General features: G+C 70.6%; 5 protein-coding genes. 3 read left to right on the forward strand and 2 right to left on the reverse strand.

Going from position 1 to position 6,016, the window contains the following annotated elements:
* Nucleotides 1-13: 13 nt before the first annotated feature.
* Nucleotides 14-1,519, reverse strand: a complete 1,506-nt coding sequence (locus tag MXD62_RS18715) for a toll/interleukin-1 receptor domain-containing protein (RefSeq protein WP_248830809.1) — start codon at nt 1,517-1,519, stop codon at nt 14-16.
* A gap of 251 nt (nt 1,520-1,770) precedes the next feature.
* On the opposite strand from MXD62_RS18715, the gene MXD62_RS18720 reads away from it, so the two are divergent.
* Together MXD62_RS18720 and MXD62_RS18725 are read left to right on the forward strand one after the other, a co-directional pair.
* Nucleotides 1,771-2,463 carry a hypothetical protein gene (locus tag MXD62_RS18720; protein ID WP_248830810.1) on the forward strand — a complete coding sequence of 231 codons (693 nt, stop codon included), beginning with the start codon at nt 1,771-1,773 and terminating at the stop codon, nt 2,461-2,463.
* Nucleotides 2,464-2,500: 37 nt separating this feature from the next.
* Nucleotides 2,501-3,088: a GNAT family N-acetyltransferase gene (locus tag MXD62_RS18725; protein WP_248830811.1), complete on the forward strand. Its 588-nt coding sequence runs from the start codon at nt 2,501-2,503 to the stop codon at nt 3,086-3,088.
* 166 nt (nt 3,089-3,254) lie between these two features.
* Here the strand turns inward: MXD62_RS18725 and MXD62_RS18730 are convergent, their stop codons facing one another.
* On the reverse strand, nt 3,255-4,211 hold the full coding sequence (locus MXD62_RS18730; RefSeq protein ID WP_248830812.1) for an SCO2525 family SAM-dependent methyltransferase: 957 nt from the start codon (nt 4,209-4,211) through the stop codon (nt 3,255-3,257).
* A 289-nt stretch (nt 4,212-4,500) separates the two neighbouring features.
* Here MXD62_RS18730 and MXD62_RS18735 point away from each other — a divergent pair, with 289 nt between their 5' ends.
* Nucleotides 4,501-5,940 (forward strand): mechanosensitive ion channel family protein, encoded by a 1,440-nt coding sequence (locus tag MXD62_RS18735; protein ID WP_248830813.1) that lies wholly within the window; start codon nt 4,501-4,503, stop codon nt 5,938-5,940.
* Nucleotides 5,941-6,016: the final 76 nt, after the last annotated feature.

The following is a 6,016-nucleotide window of genomic DNA, read 5'->3' on the forward strand; positions in this document are numbered from 1 at the left end:
AGGGGCCGACCCGTCAGGCGTCGCCCGGGAACGGGGGCGCGCTGTCCGACTTCCTGCGCCGCCCGGTCAGCGTGGCCTCGATCTCCTCCAGCAGGTACTGGCGGGCCAGGTCCCGGTCGCCCCGCCGGCTGGTCAGGTCGATCGGGGTGATGCCGCCCAGCAGGCCGTCCGGGCTGCACGGCCGGACCACCACCGGGATCAGCCGGCGCTCGATCCCGGCCTCCTCCACCGCCGCCCCGTCGCCGCCGGCAGTTTTCTCGACCGCGGCGCCGTCGCTGCGCCAGGCCTCCTGCCACTGGGACTGGATCTCCCGCGTCGCGGTCAGGTAGCTCTCACTCAGCACGGCGATCGTCCGGGCCGAGTACCGGACGGCGTCGTGCCACCGCTCGACCCGGGCGGTGCCCGGCACCATGTCGAACGCGTCCAGGTGCACCTTGTACTTGGCGACCTGGAGCTGATGGGCGATCCACTGGCCCCAGTCCGCGTCGTCGTCCGTGCAGGAGATCAGGAAGTCCCACCTGCCGGTCGCCGGTTCGGGCACCGACAGCTGTTCGCCTGCCATCGGACGTGTCTCCTCCCCCGGACGGGCCACCCGGGCCGCGCCCGCGTCCTCTCGTCCCGCGATCCACGCGACGCCCTGGTACTTCTCCGTCTTGACCTCGACCCGCACGAAGTCGTCCGGGTCGAGCCCGCGCAGCCGCTCGGTGACCGTCGACTGGTAGATCACGTCCGAGACGATCAGGGCGGTGTCCGGGCCGTCGGACTGCTTGAGGACACTGCGCAGTTCGTCCGCGTCGACCAGCCTCGCCGTGTTGATCGCGGGCGTGCCGGCGAGGCCCGTGCCGTCGACGAACGCCCGGCCCTCGTGCACCGCGATGCGCAGCCTGATCCGTCCGGCGCTGTTGCGGGTGCGGTTGTACTCGCCGAGGGCGATCCGCAGCTCCCGGGTGAAGTCGACGACCACTGTCTCGGCGGGAATCCGGCCGTCGATGATCAGCATGAATCCGTCACCGCGGTCGTTGAAGTGCATGAGGTCCGCCGCGATACCCACGATGGCGGCCGCCTGCGCCGTGATGGTGCCGATGCCCTTGCGCCACTCGAGATGGAGGAGCGCGCCGTTCTTGCTGAAGCCCACCGCGTCGACCACGACGATCGTCCCCAAGACGGAGAGCGGAGCGGGTGAGCCGGACGTGCCGGAGCTCCCGAAGGGGTCGGCTGCGCGGCCGCCCCCGGCCAGGGAGCCGCTCGACAGGTCTCCCGCGGACCGGCGGAAGACGGCGTTGCCGGGATACTCCTCGGCCGCGATGGCCAGGATGCGGTCCACGGCGTTCGATCCGCCCCGTCCCGACTCGACCTCCTCACCCACCTCCCGCCAGAAGTCCAGGGAGCTGTGGCTGCCCCAGCCGGGCTGGCTCTCGCGCTTGATGCCCGCGCGATCCAACAGTGATGTCGCGGACGGCTTCCGGTGGTAGACCCTCGCCAGTTCACCCAGCTCGGATTCGGAAAAGGACCTGGCCATGGACTCCCCCGTCCGGCTCGTGCCTCGTATGCCGGTGCCTGATGCATTCCGACGTCCACGCGGGCCCTCCGTGCTGCCCGCCGACCGGCATCGACCACAATCGTAGTGCCCTGGAACGACCGGTCCGGCGCCGTACCGCCGCGCGGCGCAGCGTCGGGGATACGACAGCCACATCGCGGATCGTCCACGGCCTGGAAACGGCGCGTGCTGACGACCAGTACGGCGGGACAGGCGTATGGGAGGCACTCCGAATGCGATACGGCTCGAGAAACCTTCGAAATACGGGATCGCTGGCGGTCGTTCTGGTAGCCGGCCTCACATTCGCCGGCTGCGGCGGCGGGAACGCCACACCCGGGGTCGGTGACCCCATCGGCGCGGCGGCGGCTGCGCCGGCACCTGCCAACTCGTCCGCGGTGCCAGCCGGCGGGGGGACCCCGTCCACCGCGTCGGGCTCGGAGCACCGCGGCAACGCCGACGCCGACGCGGCGGCTTCGGATCCGGGCGGCGCGAGGGCCGCCGGCGGCGGGTCGCCATCGGCGGGCGGCCCGGTCGTCGCCGGGATGGCGGTCGGCGGGGTGACCGTCGGCGGGGTGGCGGTCGGCGGGACATGGCGGGGAAGCTATGCCTGCGCCCAGGGAACCACCGGTCTGTCGCTGCGGATCGCGGGACCGGACCCGGCCGCGCTCACCGCCACCTTCGACTTCTACCCGCTGCCGGAGAACCCCGACGTTCCCCGCGGCACGTTCACCATGACCGGTTCCGTTCAGGGCGGCCAGATAAGGCTCGACGGTCACGAATGGGTCAGCCGCCCCGCCGGCTACACGATGGTGAATCTCACGGGCACCCCAAGGGCCGGCGCACCCGACCGCATCGAAGGCGGCGTCCGCGGTGTGGGCGGATGCACGGGATTCTCAGTCGAACGCGCTACCCCCGCGGAGAGCTGACGCCCCATTTCAGAGCGTTCGCGGGCAGGATCGGTATGTGCGGACACGTCGGGCAGCGGAGGGCGACTGGCCGGCCATCTGGCCGGTCTGGGAGGCCGTCGTCGCCGAAGGCGAGACGTGCATGTGGGCGCCGGGCACCGACGAGCAGAGCGCGCGGGGCCTGTGGATGTTGCCCGCGCCCGCGCACGTGCTGGTCATGGAGGTCGAAGACGGCCCCGGTTCGACCCGCATCGTCGCGACGGCGCTGCTCACCCCCAGCCAGCCCGGCCTGGGCGACCACGTGGCGCTGGCCCAACTGCTGGTCGACCCGGCCGTGGTCAACTTCGGCGGGGGCGCGTTCGGCCCCGGCGGCTACGGGACCGACCTGGCCAGCAGCCGCGGGGTCGGCCGGGCCGCCGCCGAGGGCATGGTCGACTACGCCGCCGACCTCGGCTACCGCGCGATGCAGCTCAACTCGGTGGTCGCCGCGAACACCCGGCTGGTGGCCCTGTGGAGATCACTGGCCTTCCGGGTGATCGGTACCCTGCCCGCCGCGTACCGCCACCCGTGGCACGGCGACGTCGACCTCTACGTCATGCACCGCTTCCTCCCACCCGGCAACCCGGCCCCCCGCGTACTCGCCTGACCCGGGGTCGACCCCATCGGCCGGCCTCAGCCCGCCCGATGCCCGGCGGCCCCGTCCGCGGCCGCGGTGGTTTTCGCCTCGGCCCGGATCTCGCTGAACAGCGCGATGCGTTCACCAGTGCGCTCACTGATGCGCGTCCGGTCGAACCTCCCGGACGTCCGGGCCGCTAGGCACCCGCGCTGGTGGTGGGACCGGCCGGCTCCCGCCTCCTCGTACGGCCGCGGACGAGGACCATGCCCGCGTATCCGTCCCGCAGCATCTCGGTGCCGACGAACCGATCAGATTTGAGGTCTGTCGTCATTCCGTCAAGGCTGACGATGATGTCATGCATCCCAACGGAGACGGCCGGAAAGGCTATCCCTCCGACCTGGTATCCGCTCGACCTCTCCATATATGCCATCGCGAACGGTGCGCCGGGAACCAGCGCGTTCAGAAAACTTTCGGAGGCGCGACGGAAATCCGCCATGCGGCCGGAGATCGAACACGCGACGAAGAACATGGTGCCGATGTCCCATCGGTAACGAGGCAGATCGAAGACGCTTCCCCGTTCGACCACCGCCCGTTCAGCCAATGTGCGGCGCGGGTCAGCCACGGCTAGATAGGAACGTTCCTGGGTCAGCACTCTCCAGAACGGATCCCAGGTCGTGCTGTAAGAGCGGATCTCCTCCCCCAGCCACGCGACGTTGCTCGCGGAGTGCTCCCACAGGGTGATCCGTCCGCACCAGGGCAGCATCGACAGCGCCGGATAGAGATTGCTCCCGGTGCCGATGTCCAGCCCGTACCACGGGCGGTCGGCGGCGGTCGCCGCCGCGAAGGTGGCGAAGAAATCCCGGACGCCCTCGAGGATCTGCTGGTCGTCGTCACGCAGGACGGCATAGTTGTGCGCGTGGTAGATGCCGGGATCGAACTCGTCCCATCGCGGCCCGGAGTTTCCCGTCGCGTCCTCGTTCTTTTCCGGCTCGGGGCGCGGAGGCCCCTGATGAGTATCCGAGCGAATCGGCCCCGGCTGCTCGGCGGAGAGAGGATGAGGACCGCGTCGGCCAGCGCCCTGGTGTAACACCATACGTCCAGGATGCATCAGGGGACGAGCTCGATCCTGAAAAAATTCACCTGCATGCGGCACATCGATGAAAGGTGGACGGCCGACCAGACTGCCTCTCAGTGAAAATACCTACCGAGAGGATCTTTCGACGCGAGTTCGACGCGAGGCGGAGCCGCATGGCACCCCCTTCCCACACAGCCGGGAAGCAAGGTCCCGGAAATTGCTTGAGCCAAGGAGGTCGTCGCAGTGATCATCCGCTGCAGTCGATCGCCGCCCCGGGCCGCCAACCACTGTGAAATGGGTCACCGGTCAGAGTGGAGCAAAACGGGCAGTGGACGAGAAAAACCACCGACTCCGAGGAGCTTTGCCCGTGGCGGACCGGACTGCGCTCGACCCGTTCTCCAGCATGGACACCATGGATGGCACGGATTCCGATCTCGCGGTACTCGTGATCATGGCTGGGGCGGCCGTCACCGGCTACCTGGCGTCCCTGCTCGTACACCGGATCCTGCGGCGGATCGGTCGGCACTCGCGGATTGTGGAGGATCTCGCCGAACGGGGGCGCCGGCCCGCCCGGCTCACGCTCGTCGTTCTGGGGCTGCTCATCGCGGCGAACGCGACGGTGGAGCAGTCGTGGACGCCGGCCACCATCCGCGTGCTCGGCCTCGCGCAGATCGCCGCACTCGCGTGGGTGGTGGGCGTGCTGGCGTTCGTCGTGGAGGACCTGGCGCTGTCGCGCTACCGGATGGACGTCGCCGACAACCGGCACGCGCGGCGGATCCGGACCCAGGTGATCCTGCTGCGCCGGATCACCGTCGTCGTGATCACCGTGATCGCGGTCGCCTCGATGCTGATGACCTTCCCGAGCGTGCGGGTCGCCGGCGCGAGCATCGTGGCGTCGGCGGGCGTGGTCGGCATCATCGCCGGGCTCGCGGCGCAGACGTCGCTGGCGAACGTCTTCGCCGGGCTGCAGCTCGCCTTCACCGACGCCATCCGGGTCGACGACGTGGTGGTCGTCGAGGACGAGTGGGGCCGGATCGAGGAGATCACCCTCACCTACGTGGTCGTGCACATCTGGGACGACCGGAGGCTGATCCTGCCGTCGACCTACTTCACCACCAACCCGTTCCAGAACTGGACCCGCCGGGAGTCCGCGGTGCTCGGCGCGGTGGAGTTCGACCTGGACTGGTCGGTGCCCGTCGCCGACATGCGAGCCGAGATGCACCGGATCGTCGAGAGCACCGACCTCTGGGACGGGCGGGTCAGCGTCCTGCAGGTCACCGACGCGGTCGGGGACCACGTACGGATCCGGGTGCTGGTGAGCGGGAACGACGGGCCGACGGTCTTCGACCTGCGCTGCCATGTCCGCGAGGCGCTGGTCGACTGGCTGCGACACAACCACGCGGCGGCGCTGCCGCGCACCAGGATCGAGATCGACGCCCCGGCGGCCGGCATCCGCGCCGGAGTCCAGGGCGGCGCGCGTTCCAACGGGCACCGCGTCGAACTCGGCAAGGCCGGCCTGGGCCAGGCTGGTCCTGCCCAGGCCGGGGCCGGCGAGGTCGAACGGGGCAGGGCCGAGCCGGGCAGGACCGCCACCCAGCCGGAGGATCTCTCCGATGCCCGGCTCTTCGCCGGCAGTGCCGAGGCCGAGGAGCGTTCCCGCACGTTCAGCGAGACCACCGAGAACTCCCCGGCCGACGGCACCGGCCTGACCGACAGCACCGGCCCGGCTGACAGCTCCGGTCTGACCGCTCCCAACCCCCGCGAGGCGGACGGCAGCCACACGCCTGACCGTCCCTCGTCGAGGTGAGCCGCCGGTAGGCGGACACCGGAAGGGGGGGGGGGCCGCCCGCGGCCGGGGGGGGGCGGCGGGCGGCGGGGGCCGC

Source organism: Frankia sp. Mgl5, assembly GCF_023242985.1.
In the GTDB taxonomy this organism is placed as follows: Bacteria; Actinomycetota; Actinomycetes; order Frankiales; family Frankiaceae; genus Parafrankia; species Parafrankia soli.

What these genes read in the sequence shown, in the direction of transcription:
- MXD62_RS18715 (WP_248830809.1), bottom strand. Translation starts at nt 1,519, where the DNA reads ATGGCCAGGTCCTTTTCCGAATCCGAGCTGGGTGAACTGGCGAGGGTC.
- MXD62_RS18720 (WP_248830810.1), top strand. Translation starts at nt 1,771, where the DNA reads ATGCGATACGGCTCGAGAAACCTTCGAAATACGGGATCGCTGGCGGTC.